Origin of the sequence: Vibrio sp. D404a (assembly GCF_030248535.1) — a bacterium.
Taxonomy (GTDB): Bacteria; Pseudomonadota; Gammaproteobacteria; order Enterobacterales; family Vibrionaceae; genus Vibrio.
Window position 1 is genome coordinate 1 of the sequence record NZ_JAHGAJ010000017.1, and the last position, 22,414, is coordinate 22,414.

The 22,414-nt window shown below is 46.2% G+C and carries 21 protein-coding genes; 12 read left to right on the forward strand and 9 right to left on the reverse strand.

Translation table 11 applies throughout. The features are described from left to right. The 3 genes from KI655_RS10230 to KI655_RS10240 form a co-directional block, all read left to right on the forward strand. The coding region (locus KI655_RS10230) for a phosphatidylserine decarboxylase (protein ID WP_373417586.1) at positions 1–209 on the forward strand (209 nt) is incomplete at its 5' end. A 221-nt stretch (positions 210–430) separates the two neighbouring features. Continuing rightward, a complete protein-coding gene (locus tag KI655_RS10235; protein WP_285404395.1) occupies positions 431–1,846 on the forward strand; it encodes an SLC13 family permease in 1,416 nt (471 codons plus the stop codon). A gap of 195 nt (positions 1,847–2,041) precedes the next feature. After that, positions 2,042–2,929, forward strand: a complete 888-nt coding sequence (locus KI655_RS10240) for a DMT family transporter (RefSeq protein WP_285404398.1) — start codon at positions 2,042–2,044, stop codon at positions 2,927–2,929. Between the two features lie 38 nt (positions 2,930–2,967). On the opposite strand, the gene epmA is transcribed toward KI655_RS10240, so the two are convergent. After that, positions 2,968–3,942, reverse strand: a complete 975-nt coding sequence (gene epmA / locus KI655_RS10245) for an elongation factor P--(R)-beta-lysine ligase (RefSeq protein ID WP_285404401.1) — start codon at positions 3,940–3,942, stop codon at positions 2,968–2,970. Between the two features lie 430 nt (positions 3,943–4,372). Here epmA and frdA point away from each other — a divergent pair, with 430 nt between their 5' ends. Genes frdA through frdD form a run of 4 tightly spaced genes read left to right on the forward strand, consistent with a single transcriptional unit; the run spans position 4,373 to position 7,743 of the window. Next, a complete protein-coding gene (gene frdA, locus KI655_RS10250) occupies positions 4,373–6,205 on the forward strand; it encodes a fumarate reductase (quinol) flavoprotein subunit (RefSeq protein WP_285404403.1) in 1,833 nt (610 codons plus the stop codon). Beyond that, entirely contained in the window at positions 6,205–6,969 is a 765-nt protein-coding gene (locus KI655_RS10255) for a succinate dehydrogenase/fumarate reductase iron-sulfur subunit (protein ID WP_285404405.1), read from the forward strand. Before frdA ends, KI655_RS10255 begins: the two co-directional genes overlap by 1 nt. Position 6,970: 1 nt before the next feature. After that, entirely contained in the window at positions 6,971–7,354 is a 384-nt protein-coding gene (gene frdC, locus KI655_RS10260; RefSeq protein ID WP_032551236.1) for a fumarate reductase subunit FrdC, read from the forward strand. An 11-nt stretch (positions 7,355–7,365) separates the two neighbouring features. Further along, positions 7,366–7,743, forward strand: coding sequence for a fumarate reductase subunit FrdD (gene frdD, locus KI655_RS10265; protein WP_032551235.1), 378 nt, complete (start codon positions 7,366–7,368; stop codon positions 7,741–7,743). Between the two features lie 495 nt (positions 7,744–8,238). Here the strand turns inward: frdD and KI655_RS10270 are convergent, their stop codons facing one another. Together KI655_RS10270 and efp are read right to left on the reverse strand one after the other, a co-directional pair. Then, entirely contained in the window at positions 8,239–9,642 is a 1,404-nt protein-coding gene (locus KI655_RS10270; RefSeq protein WP_285404408.1) for an SPFH domain-containing protein, read from the reverse strand. Between the two features lie 274 nt (positions 9,643–9,916). Then, a complete protein-coding gene (efp, locus tag KI655_RS10275) occupies positions 9,917–10,483 on the reverse strand; it encodes an elongation factor P (RefSeq protein ID WP_032551233.1) in 567 nt (188 codons plus the stop codon). 33 nt (positions 10,484–10,516) lie between these two features. Between efp and epmB the strand changes: the two genes are divergently transcribed. The 3 genes from epmB to KI655_RS10290 all read left to right on the forward strand — a co-directional run bounded on the left by epmB (position 10,517) and on the right by KI655_RS10290 (position 12,661). Next, positions 10,517–11,539, forward strand: a complete 1,023-nt coding sequence (gene epmB / locus KI655_RS10280) for an EF-P beta-lysylation protein EpmB (protein WP_285404411.1) — start codon at positions 10,517–10,519, stop codon at positions 11,537–11,539. Positions 11,540–11,551: 12 nt separating this feature from the next. After that, positions 11,552–12,064: a prepilin-type N-terminal cleavage/methylation domain-containing protein gene (locus KI655_RS10285; RefSeq protein ID WP_285404413.1), complete on the forward strand. Its 513-nt coding sequence runs from the start codon at positions 11,552–11,554 to the stop codon at positions 12,062–12,064. A gap of 105 nt (positions 12,065–12,169) precedes the next feature. Then, entirely contained in the window at positions 12,170–12,661 is a 492-nt protein-coding gene (locus tag KI655_RS10290; protein WP_285404415.1) for an MgtC/SapB family protein, read from the forward strand. A gap of 75 nt (positions 12,662–12,736) precedes the next feature. Here the strand turns inward: KI655_RS10290 and KI655_RS10295 are convergent, their stop codons facing one another. From KI655_RS10295 to KI655_RS10315, 5 genes are all read right to left on the reverse strand, one after another. Then, the gene (locus KI655_RS10295; protein ID WP_285404417.1) at positions 12,737–14,137 is read right to left on the reverse strand and encodes a sensor domain-containing diguanylate cyclase; all 1,401 of its coding nucleotides are present in this window, start codon (positions 14,135–14,137) and stop codon (positions 12,737–12,739) included. A gap of 261 nt (positions 14,138–14,398) precedes the next feature. Beyond that, positions 14,399–14,956, reverse strand: a complete 558-nt coding sequence (locus KI655_RS10300) for a VC2662 family protein (RefSeq protein ID WP_285404419.1) — start codon at positions 14,954–14,956, stop codon at positions 14,399–14,401. Between the two features lie 295 nt (positions 14,957–15,251). Next, entirely contained in the window at positions 15,252–15,596 is a 345-nt protein-coding gene (locus KI655_RS10305) for a four helix bundle protein (protein ID WP_373417249.1), read from the reverse strand. A 287-nt stretch (positions 15,597–15,883) separates the two neighbouring features. Continuing rightward, positions 15,884–17,530, reverse strand: coding sequence for a chaperonin GroEL (groL, locus tag KI655_RS10310; protein ID WP_171369303.1), 1,647 nt, complete (start codon positions 17,528–17,530; stop codon positions 15,884–15,886). A gap of 52 nt (positions 17,531–17,582) precedes the next feature. Continuing rightward, positions 17,583–17,873 carry a co-chaperone GroES gene (locus KI655_RS10315; RefSeq protein WP_032551221.1) on the reverse strand — a complete coding sequence of 97 codons (291 nt, stop codon included), beginning with the start codon at positions 17,871–17,873 and terminating at the stop codon, positions 17,583–17,585. Positions 17,874–18,445: 572 nt separating this feature from the next. On the opposite strand from KI655_RS10315, the gene KI655_RS10320 reads away from it, so the two are divergent. Together KI655_RS10320 and KI655_RS10325 are read left to right on the forward strand one after the other, a co-directional pair. Continuing rightward, positions 18,446–19,798 (forward strand): MATE family efflux transporter, encoded by a 1,353-nt coding sequence (locus KI655_RS10320; protein ID WP_285404422.1) that lies wholly within the window; start codon positions 18,446–18,448, stop codon positions 19,796–19,798. Between the two features lie 120 nt (positions 19,799–19,918). Further along, positions 19,919–20,398, forward strand: a complete 480-nt coding sequence (locus KI655_RS10325; RefSeq protein ID WP_285404423.1) for a methylated-DNA--[protein]-cysteine S-methyltransferase — start codon at positions 19,919–19,921, stop codon at positions 20,396–20,398. A gap of 241 nt (positions 20,399–20,639) precedes the next feature. Here KI655_RS10325 and gpmM read toward each other — a convergent pair whose 3' ends face one another. Then, positions 20,640–22,172 carry a 2,3-bisphosphoglycerate-independent phosphoglycerate mutase gene (gene gpmM / locus KI655_RS10330; protein ID WP_285404424.1) on the reverse strand — a complete coding sequence of 511 codons (1,533 nt, stop codon included), beginning with the start codon at positions 22,170–22,172 and terminating at the stop codon, positions 20,640–20,642. Between the last annotated feature and the right edge of the window lie 242 nt (positions 22,173–22,414).

Sequence of the window (22,414 nt, forward strand, 5' to 3'; positions counted from 1 at the left end):
AAGAGATGGGCCGCTTTAAGCTAGGCTCTACGGTAATTAACCTATTCGCTAAAGATGCAATCAAGTTCGATGACAGCATGGCAAATGGTGAGAAAACGGTTCTTGGTACACCTTTCGCGCACATCGCGTCAGCAGAAGCAGAAGCAGAAGCAGAAGCAGAAGCAGAAGCAGAAGCAGAAAAAGTACAACCGGATTCTGAGCAAGAGTAATCTCTACACTCAAAACGAATCACAAAAAGGCGAGCGATGAGCTCGCCTTTTTCATACTCCTCTTCGAAACAATAGCGAATCCCTTTCGCAAATATTGACTAAAAACAAAACAGTTGCCGAAAAGTTAAACGAGTTTCCAATTTTATAACAGCTGCCTAAGTATCGTGAAAACAGATAACTTACTCTATTTGTAGATATTTTCTTCACAGGGGCTCTACTCCATGCCTAGGCTTAATATTGGTGTTCTCATCAAGCTGCTGATCTGTTTTGCGATTCCATTGGGTGTGTTATTCATGCCTATTGATTCCATTCCCATTGACGACCTGACCCTAATTCAACATCGTCTTTTGGCTATCTTCTTGCTTGCTGCATTGTTGTGGGTACTAGAACCCGTTCCGGTTTTCGCTACTTCGATTTTGATCATCACTCTTGAGGTGATCATGATATCGGACAAAGGGTTACACCTCTTTAGGCAGCCACCAGCAGGCCATGATTTAGGCGAACTGATCAAATACACCGATATCTTCAGCGCCTTCTCATCGCCAATCATCATTCTATTCATGGGTGGTTTTGCTCTAGCGATTGCAGCGTCCAAATACGAACTCGACAACAACTTAGCTCGTGTTCTGTTAAAGCCCTTTGGCACTGAACCCCGCTACATCATGCTTGGTTTAATGTTGATCACCGCAGTGTTCTCGATGTTCATGTCGAACACCGCAACCACGGTAATGATGCTGGCTCTACTCGGCCCGATTGTTGCCTCAGCGCCGAAAGGTGATTTAGGTATTAAAGCCTTGGTTTTGTGTATTCCAATCGCTGCCAACACAGGTGGTATTGCGACTCCGATTGGTACTCCACCGAACGCCATTGCATTGCAGTATTTAACCGGCGAAAACGCCATCGACTTCCTAAGTTGGATGATGATGGGTCTGCCGTTTGTGATCATTCAGCTCGCTATTGCTTGGGTTCTACTACAAAAGTTCTTCCCTTCTCAGCAGAAAAACATGGTGTTGAAGCTCGACGGGCAATTCAAAAAGAGTTGGCGCGCAATCGTAGTTTACATCACCTTTGCTGCAACGATTCTTCTATGGATGACAACTAAGCTACACGGCATGAACACCTATGTGGTTTCTATCATCCCGCTAGCTGTATTTACCTTAACTGGCATCATGGGCAAAGAAGAGCTCAAGCTGATTAACTGGGACGTGTTGTGGTTGGTTGCCGGTGGTATTGCGATTGGTATCGGTTTAGACAAGACAGGGCTGGCAGCGGCACTGGCACATGCAATTGACTATGAGTCACTCTCTCCAGCCGCTGTGGTACTAACGCTGTCTATCGTTTGTTGGTTGATGGCAAACTTCATGTCCAATACTGCCACCGCTAACTTATTGATGCCGATTGCTGCAGCGATTGGTGCCTCTATGGAAAGCTTAGCGGCCATCGGTGGTCTGCAAGGGCTATTGGTTGTGGTCGCGTTCTCAGCATCACTCGGGATGATCTTGCCAGTATCGACACCGCCTAACTCACTCGCCTACTCGACTGGACTAATTGAAAGTAAAGACATGGCTAAGATGGGCGTTATCTTGGGCTTAGTTGGCCTTGCGATTGTCTACTTAGCGATGTTCCTATTCGTTTAGATCTCTCTTTTGTCCAAACTCGTCATAGCTCAATACTCTATTGAGCTATGACGCTTCTCTTTTAAACACCACCCTCTACCTGAACTTAACTACTTCAAGCCTTCATGATTTTAAAGCTTAGCCAATCTAGTTCTTTGCGAACTCAGCGCTTTCGGGCATATTAACTCTCTTCGCTTTTTTACATGGATGTGAGCAATGGGATTTGAATGGTTGGCCTTGGCGGCTGCGTTTTTGTGGGCAATCGCCAGCTTAATGTCGGTAAAGCCGGCTCAACACTTAGGCTCGTTTGCCTATAGTCGTTGGCGTATGGGCTGTACGGCAATTATGCTTTCAACCATGGCTTGGCTCACCGGTGGCTGGGCAACTGTCGAAGCCGACCTTATCACCCCAATGATGCTGTCAGGCCTGATTGGTATCTTTATTGGAGATACAGCCCTATTTGCTTGTTTGAACCGCATGGGGCCACGTCAGGCCGGTTTGCTGTTCTCTTGCCATGCTGTCTTCTCCGCCATTCTTGGATACTTCCTGTTTAGCGAAAGCATGACCAGCTTAGAGCTTATCGGTTCCGCCTTGGTTTTCAGTGGCGTACTCACTGCCATTTTCTTTGGTCGTAAAGGACAAGCAAACAACCAACTAGAGACCATCAAAGGCACTGTTTGGATTGGCGTTGCGTTGGGCTTAACAGCAGCAATCTGCCAAGCATTGGGTGGTATTATCGCCAAGCCGGTCATGCAAACCAATATCGACCCTATTGCTGCCTCGGCAATTCGAATGATCACCGCCTTTATTGCGCACTCTGCATTTCGATTAACAGGTGCCAAGCTATCACGTGCAATCAACCCGATGAACGGCAATATTCTATTCATTACTGCAATTAACGGCTTTCTTGCGATGGCGGTAGGCATGACGCTGATTCTATATGCGTTGCAAGAGGGGAATGTCGGTATGGTTGCCCTGCTCTCTTCAACTACGCCAATCATGCTGTTACCAATCTTGTGGATTTACACCAAGCAGAGGCCAAATATCTACGCATGGATTGGCGCTATTGTCGCAGTAGTAGGAACGGGGATATTGGTCAGCTAATCTAACATTGCCAGAGTTAGCTGACTCAAAAGGAAGAGTTATGCTCTCGGGAAAGGAAAAGCCGTGACTTCATCGATATGATCATGGCCCATAGCCAGCATGATCAGTCGGTCGATACCCAGCGCCACGCCCGCACAACTTGGCAAGCCCGCTTTAAGCGCTTCAATGAGATGATAATCAATAGGTTGTGGCTCTAAGCCCATCTCGATACGCTTTTGGTTATCTTCCTCAAAGCGTTGCAGCTGCTCTTGCGGGTTATCCAACTCGTGGAACCCGTTAGCCAATTCAATGCCTTTAAAGTAAACCTCGAAGCGATCCGCTACGCGATGGTCTTGAGGATTAATCTTAGCCAGTGCCGCTTGGGAAGCTGGGAAGTCATAAACGAACGCTGGAACGATTTGACCGATCTTTGGCTCCACACCGATGCTAAACAATAATTGCAGTAAGGTATCGCGATCCTCTTCTGGATCTGCAATATCACTCAGACCTAATTTACCTGCACAGATTTTCAGTTCAGCCATCGAACCTTCTAATGGGCAAACACCTAACACATTAAGAAATGCGTTCTGATAAGTCATACGCTCAGCCTGATCTGATTTCAAAACCAGTTGCAGCAAATCATCCATCTCATCCATGAGCTTATGGTGGTCAAAGCCGACGCGATACCACTCCAACATCATAAACTCAGGGTTGTGATAACGACCGTTCTCTTCATTACGGAAAGCTTTCGCAATCTGATAGATACAGCCACTACCCGCAGCAAGTAAACGCTTCATGTGAAATTCTGGGCTAGTCATGAAAAATAGCTTTTGACCACCCGCGTACCCCGGTCCAACAAACTCGGTTTTAAAGGTATGTAAGTGCACGTCTGTCACCGTGGCATGACTCATGGCGGGAGTATCCACCTCCATCACATCACGCTCAAAAAAGAAGTCACGGATCTGACGAATCAGCAAAGCTCGTTGTTTCAGCTGCTTAATCGGCGCGGCTGGCTGCCAGTTAGAATTGTTCATGATATCGAGAATTACTCACTAAAAATGCTGAGGCGAAAGATACCGCTAGTTTAGCAAAAGATCATCTTTATCTTACTGCTGTAACGCGAAGCCATCTCAACACTGAGCTTGATAATTAAAGCCAAAAACAATTAATGAAACCAATAACAAACTGCTCAATATCTGGCCTTTATCGAGAGAGTTATCTTACCTGTAGCACGCAACAAATTCTTGCCGTGACTACAATCACATATTCTAGAAAGTTTATGCCCTCACATGCATTACCGAAGCAAAACCCTAAATACATCAATTTTTGAAAGCACTTCCTCTCTTACACTGAACCTACCACTTAAGGCTTAGGTGCGATGAGCGGTTTCTATCGTTCACTGATTCCTAAATCGGCTTTTTATAATAACAAGCGGAAAACTCCGCATCACACTGGAGGATAACTGTGAAGACAATTACCACAGATATCGCAGTCATCGGCGCAGGCGGCGCTGGTCTTCGTACTGCTATTGCAGCGGCTGAAGCTAATCCTGAATTAGAAGTAGCACTGATTTCTAAAGTTTACCCAATGCGTTCACACACTGTGGCGGCAGAGGGCGGATCGGCAGCTGTAATCAAGGACGAAGATAGCCTAGATAACCACTTCAACGATACTGTTGGCGGTGGCGACTGGCTATGTGAACAGGATGTTGTTGAATACTTTGTTGAAAACGCGACTCGCGAAATGATCCAAATGGAGCAATGGGGCTGCCCATGGAGTCGTAAAGAAAATGGTGAAGTAAACGTACGTCGCTTTGGCGGTATGAAGGTAGAAAGAACGTGGTTCGCAGCGGATAAAACCGGCTTCCACATGCTTCATACTCTGTTCCAGACTTCGATGAAGTACGACCAAATCAAACGATTTGACGAGTACTTTGTGGTGGATTTGATCGTTGAAGAAGGCGAAGTACAAGGCCTTATCGCGATTCACATGTCTGAAGGTGAGCTTGTTACCATCAAAGCAAAATCGGTTGTGCTAGCAACGGGTGGCGCAGGTCGTGTTTACCACTGTAATACCAACGGCGGCATCGTAACCGGCGACGGTATGGCAATGGCTTATCGCCACGGTGTTCCACTGCGTGATATGGAGTTCGTTCAATACCACCCAACAGGTCTACCGGGTACAGGTATCTTGATGACCGAAGGTTGTCGTGGTGAAGGCGGTATCATCGTCAACAAGAACGGCTACCGTTACCTACAAGATTACGGCATGGGCCCTGAGACTCCAATGGGCGAGCCGAAAAACAAATACATGGAACTGGGTCCACGTGACAAAGTTTCTCAAGCATTCTGGCATGAGCAGCAGAAAGGCAACACCATCAAGCACCCTCTTGGTGATGTAGTACACCTTGACCTTCGCCACCTTGGTGAAGAGTACCTGCAAGAGCGTCTACCGTTCATCTGTGAGCTAGCAAAAGCTTACGTGAACGTTGATCCTGCAAAAGAGCCAATCCCAATTCGTCCGACTGTTCACTACACCATGGGTGGTATCGAAACCAACGGTGAATGTGAAACTCGCATTAAAGGTCTATTCGCGGTAGGTGAATGTGCTTCTGTTGGCCTACACGGTGCAAACCGCCTAGGTTCTAACTCTCTAGCTGAGTTCGTAGTATTTGGCCGCGTTGCCGGTGAACACGCTGTGAAACGCGCAGCAGAGTTCAAAGGCTGGAATGAAGAGTCGATCGCTAAGCAAGTCAAAGCAGTCGAAGATCGCATCGCAGCGTTGATGAACCAAGAAGGCGATGAGAACTGGGCTGATATCCGTACTGAAATGGGTCACACCATGGAAGCGGGTTGTGGTATCTACCGTCAAGAAGACTTGATGCAAGCAACCATCGACAAGATCACCGAGCTAAAAGCGCGCTACAAGAAGATCAGCATTAAAGACAAAGGCAAGGTGTTCAACACTGACCTACTTTACGCTATCGAAGTGGGCTACGGCCTAGAAGTGGCAGAAGCAATGGTTCACTCAGCGATCCTTCGTAAAGAGTCTCGCGGTGCACACCAACGTCTAGACGACAACTGCACAGAGCGTGATGACGTGAACTTCCTGAAACACTCTCTCTCTTTCTTCAATGAAGATGCGGCTCCAACCATCGACTACAGCAACGTTAAGATCACCAAGTCTCAACCGAAAGCGCGTCTGTATGGTGAAGCAGCAGAGAAAGCGGCAGCCGCAGAAAAAGCAGCACAAGCCGACAAATCTCAAGATGAGAACCGTGAAGAGGAGCAAGCATAATGTCAGCGAATCGTATCCAAAAAGTAGACATTCTGCGCTACGACCCAGAGAAAGATGCAGAACCTTACATGCAGACTTTCGAAGTGCCTTTCGATGAGACCATGTCAGTGCTTGACGCGATTGGTTACATCAAAGATCACCAAGACAAAGACCTGTCATACCGTTGGTCTTGTCGTATGGCGATCTGTGGTTCGTGCGGCATCATGGTTGATGGCGTGCCAAAGCTAGCGTGTAAGAGCTTCTTACGTGACTACCCGAATGGCCTGACTATCGAACCATTGGCTAACTTCCCAATCGAGAAAGATTTGATTGTCGACATGACGCCGTTCATTGAACGCCTTGAAGCAATCAAACCATACATCATCGGTAACGACCGTAAGCCTGAAGACGGAACTAACATTCAGACACCAGAGCAGATGGCGAAATACAAACAGTTCGCTGGTTGTATCAACTGTGGTCTTTGTTATGCGGCGTGTCCTCAATTCGGCCTGAACCCTGAGTTCATCGGCCCTGCGGCACTGACTCTTGCTCACCGTTACAACCTAGACAGCCGTGACAATGGTAAAGATGAGCGTATGAAGCTTATCAACGGTGAAAACGGCGCTTGGGGCTGTACGTTTGTGGGTTACTGTTCTGAAGTATGTCCGAAGAAAGTAGACCCAGCAGCCGCGGTTAACCAAGGTAAAGTCGAGTCTTCTATGGACTTCGTGATCTCTATGTTCAAGCCTGACGGCACTCCAAAGAAAACAGCAGAGGAGGCGTAAGATGAGCAACCGTAAACCTTATGTTCGTCAAATGAATCGTACGTGGTGGAGCAACCACCCGTTCTACCGCTTCTACATGCTACGTGAAGCAACCGTATTGCCATTGGTGTTATTTACCGTGTTCTTAACCTTCGGTTTAGGTTCACTGGTAAAAGGCCCAGAAGCGTGGCAAACATGGCTCGACTTCATGGCTAACCCACTGGTTGTTGGCATTAATATTGTCGCGCTACTGGGCAGCCTGCTTCATGCTCAAACCTTCTTCAGCATGATGCCGCAAGTGATGCCGATCCGCATCAAAGGCAAACTGCTTGATAAGAAGCTGATCGTTCTTGGTCAGTGGGCGGCAGTCGCATTTATCTCACTCATCGTTCTTGTTGTGGTTTAAGGAGCTGAATTATGAACCCAAGTTACAAAGTAAATCGCGCTCCTAAACGCTCTGATGAGCCAATCTGGTGGGGCCTATTTGGCGCCGGCGGTACTTGGTTTGCGATGATCACACCAATCACGATTCTTGTACTAGGCATCCTGGTACCAATGGGCATTATTGATGCAGAAGCAATGAGCTACGAGCGTGTGTCTGGTTTTGCCACCAGCATCATCGGAGGTCTATTTGTGATTGGTACACTAGCTCTACCTATGTGGCATGCAATGCACCGTGTACACCACGGCATGCACGACCTTAAGTTCCACACAGGTGTTGCTGGCAAAGTTGCATGTTACGCATTTGCAGGCCTAATCAGCGCACTAGCTGTGATCTTTGTGTTTATGATCTAGGTAAGAGCAGATACGAGATTCGAGTAAACGAGTTTCGAAGAGCTAAAAGCAGATACGGGATTCGAGTAAACGAGTGTCGAAGAGCTAAAAGCAGATTCGAGTTTCGGTAATCGAGATGCGAAGAGCTAAAAGCAGATACGGGATTCGAGTAAACGAGTGTCGAAGAGCTAAAAGCAGATTCGAGTTTCGGGTAATCGAGATGCGAAGAACTTAAAAATAGAAGCAGAGCTGGGTAAACCGGTTCTGCTTTTTTTGTTGCCGCTATATACCCTTACAAAGCGCGACTTACACTAGCTTACACGGCTCAAAATAATTAGTGATAATATTATCATTATAAGTACAACAATGTCATTTGGCAGATGACGGTCATACTTTAATGCAAAGCATGTCCAATAAAAAAGAGGCTGATACCTGTGTATCAGCCTCTTTGCTTTTCTAACCGTTACAGTAATCTGAACTAATACAAGTAATCAGAGCTTTTGGTTACCTATGATCTTATTGCTGTGTGACCTTCTTGGTCTGGTCCATTAAGCCTAATGCACCGAAGCCGGTAATTACATCCAAGTTGGTTTTCAGACCAGTTTGCTCACCACCACCTATGTAGTTCTGTGGCATCTGCACTTGGAAGTTTTGCAGATTATTGTACAGCGAGTTCGCTACATCGCGGTTCAGTTCAGCTAGGTACACCTCTCGGTTGGCACCTAAAGCGGCATATTTCGCTTTCAAGACTTCTGCTTCTGCTCGACCTTTTTCGAGAATCGCTTTCGCTTCATATTCGGCAGATAAGGCATTGGCTTTTTGAATCGCTAGGTTGGCTTCTGCTGTTGCCAGTTCTTTCTCTTTTTCTACCTCAGCCAAGCGCTTGGTTTTCTCGACCTCGACGATTTCACGCTCAGCAATTTGGCGGGCAATTTCCACTTCCTTTTGCTGAGAAATAATCGCAAGTTCTTTGCTGCGCTGCGCGTCTTGAACTTCACGAGTACGCTGAATCTCTTTACGAAGCTGCTCAGTCTCGGCTTGCGCTTTTGAGGTTTCTTGCTCTTGAATCGCTCGGATTCGGTCTGCGACGAGACGCTTCTTGTCCGCCAATAGCTGATCTAGTTGTTTCTCTGGTTGAGGGTCGCCAATCGTCACCTGAGTTACTTGGATGCCATACTGCTGCAATGGGTTGTCCTGACGAATTGGTTGGCCAGTATTGTCCACAACAGGGACAGTCTTCCACACCAACTGATTGGTTCGCTGTAACTGGTTCGAGTTCGACTGGTTTGCCCCGACAGGTGCTAGCTCTAACTCTTCGACTTCTACTTGGCGACGCTCGGTCAGATAAATGCCTTCTCGGAGCTGGTCACCCAATTTAGATTTAAATTGGTTCAAGCCACCTTGGAAGAACTCTTCACCTGTGTATTGAGTAGCCGTAATCACGGTTACGTTACGCGCATTCTTTACCAGCAATGCATCTATCAAGTTGCTGTTGTTACGAAACTCTTTATGCATCTTTTCCACGGCTTGCGGATCGTTGCTCAACTTAAAGCGAAACGTCACCGGGATCTCGCCAATATAAGTATCGGCAAAACGCACCTGCACCGGATCTAACCTCTGATAGAAGTCTTCTCCTTTGCTATTGCCAAAAGACACAGTGATCACTTGATCGTACTTGGTGATCTTTGACAAAAATGGCATGCGAAAGTGAATGCCTGGCTCGGTAAACACATCCAGTTCACCGGTGATATTATTTTGATGCACGTAGCTGTAACCGGCATCGGTCATCAGCACAGAGCTATTGATTGTTAAGCCTAACGCGAGCAGTGGTACACCAAATACCGCTGCTTTGAGTCCTTTATGTAGTAGCTGACGTCTCTCTTCTACTTTCAGACCTTTTCCTAAGCCTCTACTTTCCATTTTATTCTCCTTTTTGGATTGTCATTGAGTTAAATCGAAATAAATCAAAGTGATATGCAACTCACTGACAACGAGGACTAATGTATCAAATTGTTACATTAAGGAATAATCGAAAGATTCATCAAATTTATAAGATTTTTACGAATGATACAGATTTAATCTAACTTTGCGGGGTATGTCGCTATGGAGAGTAAGAAGAAGGGAAAGCAAATCAGAAATGACAGGCAATAAAAAAGGCCGCCGAAGCGACCTTTCATCAGATACTTGAAGTCAATTACTTCACACGACCAACGTATTCGCCAGTACGAGTATCAACTTTAACAACTTCACCGATAGCGATGAATAGAGGTACACGAACTACCGCGCCAGTTGCTAGAGTTGCTGGTTTACCACCAGTACCTTGAGTATCACCCTTCAGGCCAGGATCCGTGTCCGTTACTTCGATTTCAACAAAGTTTGGCGGAGTTACTGTGATAGGGTTATCATTCCACAACGTTAGAGTACATACGTCGTTTTCAACTAGCCATTTAGCTGTCTCGCCTACTGCTTTCGCATCTGCAGCGATTTGCTCGAATGTCTCGTTGTTCATGAAGTGGAAGAACTCGCCGTCTGAGTACAGGTAGCCTAGATCAACGTCTACAACGTCTGCTAGTTCTACTGTATCGCCCGACTTGAATGTTTTCTCTAACACTTTGCCTGACAGCAGTTTACGAAGTTTAACACGGTTAAACGCTTGGCCTTTACCTGGCTTAACGTATTCATTTTCGATAATTGAGCAAGGCTCGTTATCCATCATGAATTTTAAACCGCCTTTGAATTCATTGGTGCTTACTGACGCCATGATTTCCTCTTACACATCTTTGAGTTGATTTCAATGCCGCATATCATAACCCGAAAAGTCGAATCTGTTGAGCAAAACTGGCTCAAACAGCTATCGAATGCGATCTCAGACCCGACAAAACTCCTTGAAGCATTGGAAATAGACCCAACACCGTGGCAAGCGGGCTTCGCCGCACGCAACCTGTTTGCGCTGCGCGTACCGTTAAGCTTTGTCGAGCGAATGGAAAAAGGCAACCCACATGACCCACTGTTGCGTCAGGTTTTGCCATTGAGTGAAGAGTTCGAGGTGCATGAGGGTTACTCTGCGGATCCATTAGAAGAGCAAGATAATGCGATTCCGGGGCTGCTGCATAAGTACAAGAACCGCGCGTTAATGATCGTAAAGGGTGGTTGCGCGGTGAACTGCCGTTACTGCTTCCGTCGCCATTTTCCTTATCAGGACAACAAAGGCTCTAAATCGGTTTGGCAGACCAGCCTCGATTACGTGGCTCAGCACCATGAAATCAACGAGGTGTTGCTCTCTGGTGGCGACCCGTTGATGGCCAAAGACAGCGAACTCGATTGGTTGATTAAGGCGATCGAGTCCATACCTCACATTAAAACGGTTCGTATCCACAGCCGCTTACCTGTGGTGATCCCGGCACGCATTACTGACGAACTATGCCAAATGCTCAGCAACACCCGTCTCAACGTCGTTCTGGTAAACCATATCAATCACGCTAATGAGATCAATGAAGAGCTGACTCAGGCGCTATCCAAGCTTAAGCGCAGCGGTGTGACCCTACTCAACCAAGGCGTGATGCTGAAAGGCGTAAATAATTGCGTTAACTCTTTGAAAAATCTAAGTGAAAGTCTATTCGATGCCGGTGTTTTACCTTACTATATGCATGTACTTGATAAGGTACAGGGCGCGGCGCACTTTTACATTTCCGATCAGGAAGCCAAACAGCATATGCAAGGCTTGATGTCTGAGGTTTCGGGGTATCTCGTCCCTAAACTGACTCGTGAAATTGGCGGCCGCAGCAGCAAGACACCACTCGATCTCCACTTAGAATAAGACGTTACCGAAATGAAGAAGTATTCGAACAGCACCACATGTAATCAAGGTTTTACCATCATTGAGCTAGTGGTGGTGATTGTTATCTTAGGTATTGTTTCAGTGACGGCTGCCAACAAGTTCCTTAATCTTCAAACCGATGCTCGTATCTCAACTTTGAACGGATTAAAAGGTGGTATGGAAGGTGCGAGTTCAATGGTCTATGGAAAATCAGTCGCTCTTGGGATTGATAAAGCCGTAAGTAAATCTATTGAGATTGAAGGCGATTTCATTCAGTTAGCGTACGGCTATCCTGCAGCAATGAATGACGAAACATGGTCGCAATTGATTGAGTCTACCTTTCTAGACGCGGAATGGGACACTGGTAATGCCGACTGGTTTTTTACTAATGTCAGCGCTACTGATGGCATCATTATTTACGCTCCAGCAAGCCGCAAAAAGCAAGGTGATAGCTGCTACCTAGAATATACCGAGGCTACCTCCTCTTCTGAGCCAACCTTTGAACTGACCACCAGCGGCTGTTAAAAGTTACTAACCACAATTTAATCGTCTAGACAAAAACTTTTTGTTCGATCGTCCGGTCTATTATTAGCATACTCGGCTCTATTCTAAATTTTTAGGAGGGGTGATATGTCACAAACCATCGAACAATTTCTCAACCTTGCCCCTTTCAGCTGGGCAGCTCTGGCCGTGTGCATGTTATGCGGCTCTTTAATCGGTATTGAACGTCAAACGCGCGGTAAGCCTGTAGGGATTCGCACCTCGATATTGATCATCAGTGGTACCTACTTTTTCTTAACCATGGCGATCAGTCTTTCACCGAATACGCTTGACCAAGCCCGCGTGCTCGGCCAGATCATCACTGGTGTCGGATTCTTAGGTGCCGGAGTGATGATGACGCTCGATGGCAAGATTCATGGTGTAACGTCTGCGGCCATTATTTGGGTGTTAGCCGCCTTAGGGATGATGATCGCCCTTGGTCATTTAAGCCAATCGGTGATCATCACTGTTCTATCTCTCGTCATCTTGTTGGGTGTCGATAAAGTGGAAAACAGTTTCCAGAGCCTACGCCGAGGCGTTCACCAGAAGTGGATGCGGAAGGGCCGAATCAATAAGTCATAAGCTCGCTTCAAAAACACAAAGCCCAATGAGTGATCATTGGGCTTTGTTGTGTAAGGTGCTTTATTCAAAGCGTAGTTAGAAGACTTGAATACAGACCTGATTCTTACCGGAAATTTTAGCTTGATAGAGCTGTTCGTCAGATGCTCGAATACTCTGGTTCTTCCATAAATGGGCCATACTGTCGAACTTATATATAGAATAGAGCGTTGCCCCACCCGACACTGACACACTGATCCTATCACCATCACTGCAGCGGTAACTCTGTAGACTGATGTCGTTCTGAATGCGCTCAAAGATAGAGGTCAAAAGCTCTGAAGATTCACCAGTAATGGCGACCACAAACTCCTCGCCACCAAAGCGCGCCACAATATCGCGCTGACGAACGCTGCTCGTCATCAAGTGGGCAACGTGACAGATCACTTCATCACCCACCTTATGACCGTATTTATCATTGACAGCTTTGAAGTCATCAATATCAAATACGCCAATACCAATGATCGGCTCTTCATCTTGTGACAATAACCTCGCTTCAAAACCACGGCGATTGAGTAAGCCCGTCATCGGGTCGCGCATTGCAAGCTCATTCAAACGTTTGTGCTCTTGCTTGGTGTGAATGCGCCATAACGCCAATACTGCAAAGATATAGAGACCAAGTAACAATGAAAGCTGTAAACGGTCCATCTCCAACACGTGGAGTAAATGTTCGCGCTTTTTCTCTTCGATATTGAGATAGAGCTGCGTGTTGAGGCCATCGACATACAATGGGTGAGAATGGGTAAAATCCATAAACCCGTACTTGTTTAGGCCAAGCGTGCTTGAGATTTCATAGCCGTGGTCCGGATTAGAAACGAGGTTCGACACATAGCCATCAACCCCAAGCACACCTTTAAACTCACCATCAACGTAGATGCCTTTGGTCAGAGTCACCACCTTTTTACCCGTGAGGTAATCATCATACTGACCAGTATAAACAACCCGGTCTTTTTGCTGCGTTAACCCGAAGCGAATGGTGTTAATCCAATAAGGACGGCTATTCACCACAGAATCAAAGGTATCACCCTCAATGTAGCTGGCGAAATCTGAAGGCGAAGAGATGATGAACTTCTTCTTAGAAATAAAATAGATCGCAGAGATGGTATCGATGGTATTGGCGAAGTAAGCCATGGTCGGAGCGATAAACAGGCGCTTACTTGCTTCGGTGTTGAGCTCTGATTGCGGATCGCACATCTCGACCGGGCCCGAGAACATAAAATCAAAGCGAGGAAGAGACTGCTCTTCACTACTGAAGTAGCAAGTTTGACCATTGATTTTACGCGTATGGTCAAAGGCATAGGTGTCCCCATGCAGCGGATAAAGCGCAGTAATGTTGTATTCAAGCGCGTTGATGATCTGCGTTAACTCTTCAATTGAGCGGCTGACCCTTTGATTTTCAATCCAATACAAAGCATCTGATTCTTCCGCTGAATCAACAAGCAACAAGCTCAATACGAGTAAAAACGTGGCGGTAAGGCCGATAAAAGCCTTTTTAAAATCTAGAATCTGATAGGTAATCAAAGCAACAATAGTCTGCGTTTAAATTTGCCGTACATTGTACCAATTTGATTTTGGTCGTCCAGTGCCAAGTACAAAAATAACAAACCAGATGCTTATCAAGATAAGAAGTAAATATGAAAAGAGTATGACTAACGCCCAAGAAAATTGATCTGAGGCGTTAGCTTACTTAACCTGAAATTCGTGTTATTTAGCGAAGTTCACGATTGGGAAACAAGGGAAGAAGCCGTTGTCTGCACAGTTGATCAGACCCACTTGTACGCCCTCAATCTTGTTGGTTTTGTTGAAGATACCAACCTGAACCGTCGACACCTCTGAAAGGTTTGCAGCGCCCACATCAACCATAGTGTCGCCTTCCGAGTAGTTCACAAAACTCACGTTCGCGCCTTTTACATCATTCGTGATGTTCACGGCACCAAGGTTCACACCCGTCGTTTTACCCGTATTCCAGTTAAAGAAACCCAGTGACGCACCTGTCATCTCTTGGTTCACTTTAGATGCACCAAAGAAACCTAGGTTCACACCCGTCGTAGTTTGTGTTTCTGACATACCAATCACAGCAAGGTCTAAACCTTTAAGGTCGTTAACTTGACCATGCAGCAGCGCAACACGCACACCACCAACCGCATCAGAATCTGGCGCGTTGAATCCATTGATTGTTGAGAACATTACAGGCGAAGAAGCAAATGCCGCTGGTGCCATAACTGCCGCTGATACCGCTAATACTGAAAGTAGTTTTTTCATTGGGGGAGTCTCCACTGACTTATTGTTGGCTTGATTTATACATTATCAATCAAGTATTTATTGTCCTTTATTCAACAGCCTTCCATGTTATATCAATGTCATAACTGTTCTGTTGAATATAAGGCGGTAAATCAGAAAGAGCAATGGAAAAACAGATACGGGATTCGAGTGGCGAGATGCGAAAAGAATAAGAGCGGATACGGGATTCGAGTAGCGAGATGCGAAAAGAATAAGAGCGGATGAGAGAAAAGAAGATGCGAGATACGGGTAACCGAGATGCGAAGAGCGAGAAGGTTTACTGTTCTAGCGATTTAATTAGGGCGCCTAGCATGCGAGAGATTTGAAGAGCTTCAGATTGCCACCTAGCCGCAACGTCTTTGTGAACAAACCCAACTTCAGTGCCGATATCGGCTTGGGTTGCAAATTCACCTATTGAACCTTTTACAATTGCAAAAAAGCGCTGGCGTTCTTTTAAGGATTTTCTCTCACAGCCTTCAGCGATATTGCTAGGTACAGATAATGCGCTACGCGTAATCTGATCTTTAAAACCATAGTCACGGCAAGTCGCCGTTTCCCTATAAACAGATATCGACAGCAGACGACTACGCTGCCACACATCAAGTTTTCTATACAGCGCGATTGCTACCTAAGTATTGAAAAGATAATCATCTCAAAAACGCCCAATAAGCAAGTCCTAAAAAAGCACCAAATCTAGAGACCTTTTCCCTTATTTTTGTCTAATCTCACATCTGCTTTTAATCTTCTAATTCTTTTCGCATCTCGATTACTCGAATCTAGTATCTGCCCTAACTCTCTTCGAATCTCGTTTACTCGCATCTCGAATCTGCTCTTAAGCATCTGCTCTTCAAAACCAAAAAACGGAGACCGAAGTCTCCGTTTCAATTTCACTATGAATAGCGAGGGGGATTACATCATACCGCCCATGCCACCCATACCGCCCATGCCACCCATGTCAGGCATTGCTGGAGCGTCTTTTTGTGGTAGGTCAGTTACCATCGCTTCTGTTGTGATCATTAGACCAGCAACTGATGCAGCGAATTGTAGTGCAGAACGAGTAACCTTAGTTGGATCTAGGATACCCATTGCGATCATGTCGCCGTACTCACCTGTAGCTGCGTTGTAGCCGTAAGAACCTTCGCCGCCTTTCACATTGTTCGCAACCACTGACTCTTCGTCACCTGCGTTCTTCGTGATTTGACGGATTGGCGCTTCCATTGCACGTAGTGCAACGCGGATACCAACGTTTTGCTCTTCGTTGTCGCCTTCAAGGCCAGCAACTTTAGAAGCAACGCGGATAAGTGCAACACCACCACCAGCAACCACACCTTCTTCAACTGCAGCGCGAGTTGCGTGAAGTGCGTCTTCTACGCGGTCTTTCTTCTCTTTCATTTCAACTTCAGTCGCAGCGCCAACTTTGATTACTGCAACACCGCCTGCTAGTTTAGCAACGCGCTCTTGTAGTTTCTCTTTGTCGTAGTCTGAAGTTGCATCTTCGATTTGTTGACGGATTTGAGAAACACGACCTTGGATCATTGCTTCTTCACCCGCGCCATCGATGATGGTTGAGTTTTCTTTAGTGATCGTTACACGCTTAGCTTGACCTAGGTCTTCTAGCGTTACTTTCTCTAGGTCTAGACCGATCTCTTCAGAGATAACCGTACCGCCAGTTAGGATAGCGATGTCTTGTAGCATTGCTTTACGACGGTCACCGAAACCAGGCGCTTTAACAGCAGCAACTTTCACGATACCGCGCATGTTGTTCACGACTAGAGTTGCAAGCGCTTCGCCTTCTACATCTTCAGCGATGATTAGAAGTGGGCGAGATGCCTTAGCAACTGCTTCTAGAGTTGGAAGAAGTTCACGGATGTTTGAAACTTTCTTATCGATAAGAAGGATGAATGGGCTTTCTAGATCAACAGAGCCTGCTTCTTGGTTGTTGATGAAGTAAGGAGACAGGTAACCGCGGTCGAACTGCATACCTTCAACTACGTCTAGCTCGTCTTGTAGTGCTTGACCTTCTTCAACAGTGATAACGCCATCACGACCTACTTTTTCCATCGCTTCAGCAATGATGTTACCTACTGTCGCATCAGAGTTTGCAGAGATAGTACCTACTTGTGCGATAGCTTTAGTATCTGCACATGGAACTGAAAGTGCTTTTAGCTCTTCAACTGCCGCAACAACAGCTTTGTCGATACCACGCTTAAGATCCATTGGGTTCATGCCAGCAGCAACGGCTTTTAGGCCTTCGTTTACGATAGCTTGAGCAAGAACAGTTGCAGTAGTCGTACCGTCACCCGCAGCGTCGTTCGCTTGTGAAGCCACTTCTTTAACCATTTGCGCGCCCATGTTTTGGAACTTGTCTTCAAGCTCGATTTCACGTGCAACAGAAACACCATCTTTAGTGATCGTTGGTGCGCCAAATGATTTGTCTAGAACAACATTACGGCCTTTAGGACCTAGCGTTACTTTTACTGCGTCAGCCAGAACGTTTACACCTTCTAGCATTTTAACTCGTGCGTCGTTACCAAATTTAACGTCTTTAGCAGCCATCTTTATTTCCTTTAAATTCTTTATTCAGTCAGTTCAGTTTGTATAGCGCGGATTACTCAACGATCGCCATGATGTCGTTTTCAGACATGATCAGAACTTCTTTGCCGTCGATCTTTTCTGTTTTAGTGCCGTAGCCTTCAGCAAAGATAACTGTGTCGCCAACTTTAACGTCCAATGGTTGTACTGAACCATTTTCTAGGATGCGGCCTTTACCTACAGCTAGAATTACACCGCGAGTTGATTTTTCAGCGGCAGAACCAGTTAGAACGATGCCACCAGCAGATTTAGATTCAACTTCTTGGCGCTCAACGATAACTCGGTCGTGTAGAGGACGGATATTCATCGGTCTTATCTCCTGATAATTTCCATTTAATTTGATAGTTGCCACGATTGGCATGGGATTAATCAGTATGTTGGGGCGAAGTGAAAGATCCCAAGGGGTGAGAGGAAAAATTTGTGATCGGAAGAGCAGATAAGAACAGATGCGGGGTGCGAGTGAACGAGATGCGAAGAGAATAAGAGCAGTGACGGGATTCGACTAAGCTAGTGGCGAAGAGCTTAAAGAGCAGTTGCGGGATACGAGTGGTGAAGAGCGAAAGGCGTTTCGTATCTCGACTCCTGCTTACTCGTATCTGCTCTTCAAGCTCTTCGCATCCCAAATCCAGTTTACTCGTATCTGCTCTTTCGTGTCTGGAATCTCAAACAACGCGCGGATAACCAGGCAGTCGCAAGAGATTCCCTACCACGCTCGTACCTCGCTATAGGGAATGACGAAGCTACTTCTAACTGTTCAAAACTATTCATATTGATTACTCCTGCCCCTCGTATCTCGTTTACTCGAATCTCGTATCTGCTTTCCTTTCTTTCCTACCCACATCTGTTTATCCTACGCTTTTAGTTTTTACGGCGTTGTACATGCGAGATAAGCACGGGCTTTTGACTGCTCCCATAGCAGAGACATTGCGAACCATGACCATACCGACCATCTTCGGTATGGTGGCGATCTTGATGTTCAACCTTGTTGATACCTTCTTCATCTCACTGCTTGGTACACAGGCGCTCGCAGCCGTAAGCTTTACCTTCCCGATTACCTTTGCGATTAACTGCATCACCATGGGGATTGGGGTTGGACTCTCTACTAGTATTGGTCGCCTACTTGGCAAAGGTTGCTCTGAAAACGCAGCACGCTTTACAGCGCATGGACTACTGCTTGCCGTAATTCTCGTCATAAGTGCTTCAACGCTAGGTATATTCACATTAGAACCTCTGTTTAGTGCGCTTGGAGCTCAACCAGAACTATTACCGCTAATATCCGAATACATGTTGGTGTGGTATCTCGCAATTCCATTGCTCGTGATTCCAATGGCTGGCAACAGCGCAATTCGTGCCAGTGGCGATACCAAAATCCCAGCCAAAATTATGATGCTGGCAGGCCTTATCAATGGCGTGCTCGACCCACTACTAATATTCGGATATGGACCTTTTCCAGAGCTAGGCATTCAGGGCGCAGCAATAGCCAGCGGTTTTAGTTGGTTTGGTGCATTGTGTGGCTCACTTTATGTACTTATCAAACGCGAGAGGCTTTTAGCATTACCTAAGCCAAAAGATATGCTCAACGATTGGAAGCAGATCCTCACGATCGGCACGCCAGCAGCCCTGTCTAACGCGCTCAACCCCTTAGCAGGTGCGATTATCATGATGATGCTCGCCAAACAAGGTACAGAAGCTGTGGCTGCTTATGGCGCTGCGCAGCGAATCGAGTCGATATTAATTATTGTGTTGATGTCTCTAACCTCTGCCCTTACCCCTTTCATGGCGCAGAACTTTGGTGCTAACAACCCTCAACGTAGCTTCAAAGCCTTATTCCTAAGTATGCGCTTTGCTGTACTGTTTCAAGGGCTCATCTTCTTGATGATGGTACCACTCAGCATTCCGCTAGCTGCTCTTTTCTCTCAAGAAGAATCAGTACGCGACATCTTATGGCACTATTTGTTAGTCGTCCCTTTCAGCTATGGTTTCCAAGGTATTGTGATGATGCTGATTAGTGGCATGAACGCGATGCACAAACCACTCAAAGCCTTCCAGTGGAGCTTCATGCGCCTGTTTCTATTCACGCTCCCCTTTGCTTGGATAGGTAGCCTATTTGATAGGATTGAAGGCCTATTTATTGGCTTGGCATTAGGCAACATCGTAGGTGGTGTAGCTGGATATTGTTATGCGTTGAAGCTAAAGGCAGATACGAGTGACGAGATGCGAAAAGATGATTAGAGCAGATACGCAGATATAGACCCAAAGTAGCATTCTACTCCAATCCGTCATTCCCTATAGCGAGGGACGAGCGTAGTAGGGAATCTTTTGCGTATAATGATTTAGTCTAGGAAAATGAATATGACAACTAACAGTTTTAAATCAGTCTATGACGCGCCGATTGGCAAGATGATCATTATTAGCAATGGCGAGGCGATTATTGAAATCGACCATGTCAATCATGATGAGCCCATTACGAGTAACCCTGACGAGCTTTGTAACCTCGCAGCGAAGCAGCTAGATGAGTACTTCGCAGGTACGAGAATCGAATTCGACCTACCTCTGAAAACTATAAAAGGCACTGAATTTCAAAAAGCGGCTTGGCAAGCACTAACGACCATTCCTTATGGTGAAACAATTAGCTATGGCGAGCAAGCTAAGCGAATGAACAACCCCAAGGCCGTACGAGCTGTCGGCGGTGCAAACGGTAAGAACCCATTTAGCATCGTAGTGCCCTGCCACCGTGTGATTGGCGCTAATGGAACCCTTACAGGTTACACGGGCGGCATGAGCCGCAAAGAGTGGTTGTTGGATTTTGAAAGGAAGATGAAAACAAGATGAGAGTAAACGGGATGCGAGATGCGAAGGGCATATAGAGCAGATGAAATATCGAGGTTCGTGATACGAAAATATGTGACGTGTAGCTGCTCTGATTCTGTTCATGACCACCTATTCGCATCACGCGCCTGCTCTTACGCTTTTCTCATCTCGCTTACTCGCCTCTCGCATCTCAAAAAACAAAAAGCCCGCACAACAAGGTGCGGGCTTTCAGTATCTTGAGTACTGTTCAATAACTCGAAAGCTACTTAACCAGAACTTCACCCGTCATCTCTGATGGGATTTCTAGACCTACTAGAGAAAGCATAGTTGGCGCTAGGTCAGACAGTTTACCACCTTCTTTGAACTCAACTTCTTTGTCGCCAACATAGATTAGTGGTACTGGTAGGTTAGTGTGAGCAGTGTGGATACCGCCTGTCTCTGGGTCTACCATCATTTCTGCGTTACCGTGGTCAGCAGTGATCAGCATTTGACCACCTACTTCTTCGATAGCTGCTGTTACTTTAGCAACACACTCGTCCATTGCTTCGATAGCTTTTTCTGCAGCTTCGTAAACGCCAGTGTGACCAACCATATCTGGGTTCGGGTAGTTACAGATGATAGTGTCGTACTTACCAGACTTGATAGCCGCAACCATCTTCTCAGTTAGCTCAGCAGAGCTCATTTCTGGTTGTAGGTCGTAAGTCGCAACTTTTGGAGAAGCAACTAGCTGACGCTCTTCACCTTCAAATTCGTTCTCAACACCACCGTTGAAGAAGAATGTAACGTGCGCGTATTTCTCAGTTTCAGAGATACGTAGCTGAGTTTGACCTTGCTTAGATAGCCACTCACCGTATGTGTTCTCTAGAGATGCTGGTGGGAATGCGATAGCTAGTGGGATGTCAGCTGCGTATTGCGTTAGCATTACGAAGTTGATTGCTGGGAATACAGCGCGCTCGAAGCCGTCGAAATCAGGTACAAAAGTACGAGTGATTTGACGTGCACGGTCAGCACGGTAGTTCATGAAGATAACTGCGTCGCCGTCTACGATAACTGCGTCTTCTTGACCTTCAGCTTTGATAGCCGTTGCTTTAACGAATTCATCGTTCTCGTCACGAGCGTACGCCGCTTCTAGACCAGCTACTGCAGACTCTGCCGTGAACTCAGCTTTACCTAGCGTTAGAAGATCGTAAGCTACTTGAACGCGATCCCAGTTGTTGTCACGGTCCATTGCGTAGTAACGACCTACTAGAGAAGCCACACGACCTTTGCCTAGTTTAGCGAATAGGTCTTGGAAACGTTGTAGAGAGTTTTCTGCGCTACGTGGCGGTGTGTCACGGCCGTCTAGGAAGCAGTGTAGGTAGATCTTCTCAGCGCCACGTGCTGCAGCCATTTCAACTGCTGCGTAGATGTGGTCTTCGTGAGAGTGTACGCCACCTGGAGACATAAGACCCATGATGTGTACTGCTTTCTCAGCCTTGACCGCAGAGTCGATAGCTTCTACTAGCGCTGGCGTTTCAGCGAACTCACCATCAGCGATAGATTTAGTGATACGAGTTAGGTCTTGGTATACAACGCGACCAGCACCAATGTTAGTGTGACCAACTTCTGAGTTACCCATTTGACCGTCAGGTAGGCCTACGTCCATACCAGAAGCAGAGATTAGTGTGTTTGGTTTGTTAGCAAACAGGCTATCGATAAATGGAGTTTTTGCATTCGCGATTGCGTTGTTTGCTGTGTCTTCACGGTGACCGTAACCGTCAAGAATCACTAGAGCCATAGGCTTCTTAGCTGACATAGGACTGACCTCGTTCAATTCAAAATAAATCGGTATAAAAACAAATTAGCGTAATTTTACTACAGTTTACAGTCAAAACTGTAGTGGAAGATCAAGAAAGGTAGCAGGTAGGAGGATCAGAGCTGAAAAAAAGCTTCTTTTGAAGGACAGAACGAAGCTATAAGAACTTTCACAATAGTGAGAAGAAGCTAGGTATGAATAATTCTTGTTTCAAGTGTGAGGAGCTCCCCCTGCCTCCTCCT

What these genes read in the sequence shown, in the direction of transcription:
- KI655_RS10235 (WP_285404395.1), top strand. Translation starts at nt 431, where the DNA reads ATGCCTAGGCTTAATATTGGTGTTCTCATCAAGCTGCTGATCTGTTTT.
- KI655_RS10240 (WP_285404398.1), top strand. Translation starts at nt 2,042, where the DNA reads ATGGGATTTGAATGGTTGGCCTTGGCGGCTGCGTTTTTGTGGGCAATC.
- epmA (WP_285404401.1), bottom strand. Translation starts at nt 3,942, where the DNA reads ATGAACAATTCTAACTGGCAGCCAGCCGCGCCGATTAAGCAGCTGAAA.
- KI655_RS10255 (WP_285404405.1), top strand. Translation starts at nt 6,205, where the DNA reads ATGTCAGCGAATCGTATCCAAAAAGTAGACATTCTGCGCTACGACCCA.
- frdC (WP_032551236.1), top strand. Translation starts at nt 6,971, where the DNA reads ATGAGCAACCGTAAACCTTATGTTCGTCAAATGAATCGTACGTGGTGG.
- frdD (WP_032551235.1), top strand. Translation starts at nt 7,366, where the DNA reads ATGAACCCAAGTTACAAAGTAAATCGCGCTCCTAAACGCTCTGATGAG.
- KI655_RS10270 (WP_285404408.1), bottom strand. Translation starts at nt 9,642, where the DNA reads ATGGAAAGTAGAGGCTTAGGAAAAGGTCTGAAAGTAGAAGAGAGACGT.
- efp (WP_032551233.1), bottom strand. Translation starts at nt 10,483, where the DNA reads ATGGCGTCAGTAAGCACCAATGAATTCAAAGGCGGTTTAAAATTCATG.
- epmB (WP_285404411.1), top strand. Translation starts at nt 10,517, where the DNA reads ATGCCGCATATCATAACCCGAAAAGTCGAATCTGTTGAGCAAAACTGG.
- KI655_RS10285 (WP_285404413.1), top strand. Translation starts at nt 11,552, where the DNA reads ATGAAGAAGTATTCGAACAGCACCACATGTAATCAAGGTTTTACCATC.
- KI655_RS10290 (WP_285404415.1), top strand. Translation starts at nt 12,170, where the DNA reads ATGTCACAAACCATCGAACAATTTCTCAACCTTGCCCCTTTCAGCTGG.
- KI655_RS10300 (WP_285404419.1), bottom strand. Translation starts at nt 14,956, where the DNA reads ATGAAAAAACTACTTTCAGTATTAGCGGTATCAGCGGCAGTTATGGCA.
- groL (WP_171369303.1), bottom strand. Translation starts at nt 17,530, where the DNA reads ATGGCTGCTAAAGACGTTAAATTTGGTAACGACGCACGAGTTAAAATG.
- KI655_RS10315 (WP_032551221.1), bottom strand. Translation starts at nt 17,873, where the DNA reads ATGAATATCCGTCCTCTACACGACCGAGTTATCGTTGAGCGCCAAGAA.
- KI655_RS10320 (WP_285404422.1), top strand. Translation starts at nt 18,446, where the DNA reads ATGCGAGATAAGCACGGGCTTTTGACTGCTCCCATAGCAGAGACATTG.
- KI655_RS10325 (WP_285404423.1), top strand. Translation starts at nt 19,919, where the DNA reads ATGACAACTAACAGTTTTAAATCAGTCTATGACGCGCCGATTGGCAAG.
- gpmM (WP_285404424.1), bottom strand. Translation starts at nt 22,172, where the DNA reads ATGTCAGCTAAGAAGCCTATGGCTCTAGTGATTCTTGACGGTTACGGT.